The organism is Serratia sp. CoH_122_TC_1, assembly GCF_058191755.1.
The window spans coordinates 1-1207 of sequence record NZ_JBXWLA010000053.1; the positions used below are offsets into that span (position 1 = coordinate 1).

Here is a 1207-nt window from a genome sequence, read left to right on the forward strand (position 1 = left end):
TGTAAGCATCCCTGTAATCCGAACCATTCACTTTTAGAGATCTTCCGACATACTGATTATGTCCCCGGAGGAGATCGCTATGCGTAAGATCCGATTCACCGAACACCAGATCATCGCCGTATTGAAGTCCGTCGAAGCCGGACGTACCGTCAAGGATGTGTGCCGTGAAGCCGCTATTTCGGAAGCCAGCTATTACAACTGGAAGGCAAAGTATGGCGGAATGGAAGCGGCCGATATTAAAAAAATCAAAGATCTGGAAGACGAGAACCGGAGGCTCAAACAGATGTTTGCTGACCTCAGCCTTGAGTGCCGGGCACTTAAAGACGTCATCGAAAAAAAGCTTTAAAACCAGCGATAAAACGTGAACTCGTCAGCTATCTGACAGCGCAATTTGCCATGAGTTTACGTCAGGCCTGCAGGACGTTATCGCTGAGCAGGACGGTCTATTTTTATCAGCCCGATTCCCGGCGTGATGAGCCGGTGATCCATGCGCTGACTGAACTGGCAGAACGCTATCCGCGCTACGGTTTTAAGAAGCTGTTCCAACTGCTGCGCAGGCAGGGCAATACCTGGAACCACAAACGCGTTCACCGGATTTACTGCCTGCTGAAACTGAATTTTCGTCGTAAGGGAAAACAACGGCTGCCGGTACGCAACCCGTCGCCACTGGTGGCGCCTGAGGCACTTAACCAGAGCTGGTCGATAGACTTTATGCATGATGCGCTGGTCTGTGGTAGACGCTTCCGGACCTTCAATGTGGTGGATGATTTTAACCGGGAAGTACTGGCGATAGAAATCGACCTGAATATCCCGGCTCAACGTGTTGTCCGGGTACTGGAGCGGATCGTGGCAAACCGTGGCTACCCGCTGAAAATGCGGATGGACAACGGACCAGAACTGGTCTCACTGACGCTGGCACAGTGGGCTGAAGAACATGGTGTGTTGCTGGAATTTATCAAGCCTGGCAAGCCGACACAGAATGCCTTCATCGAACGGTTTAACCGGACGTACCGGACAGAAATCCTGGATTTTTACCTGTTTAGAACACTGAATGAGGCCCGGGAAATCACAGAGCGCTGGCTGACGGAATATAACAGCGAACGCCCTCACGAATCGCTGAACAACCTGACGCCGGAAGAGTACCGACTGATGGCTGAAAACACGGAAGTCTCAAAAAGTGCGTGGAACTAAAACGGGTATGCTTACA

The 1207-nt window shown here is 51.3% G+C and carries 1 protein-coding gene; it reads left to right on the plus strand.

Features of this window, described 5'->3' with window-relative positions:
• The first annotated feature begins 79 nt into the window (after window positions 1-79).
• Window positions 80-1191 (plus strand): IS3 family transposase gene (locus tag AC2FC2_RS26895; RefSeq protein ID WP_490660200.1). Its coding sequence is split into 2 segments (ribosomal slippage): window positions 80-341 and window positions 341-1191, totalling 1113 coding nucleotides; the frame shifts between segments, so codons are not numbered across the junction.
• Window positions 1192-1207: the final 16 nt, after the last annotated feature.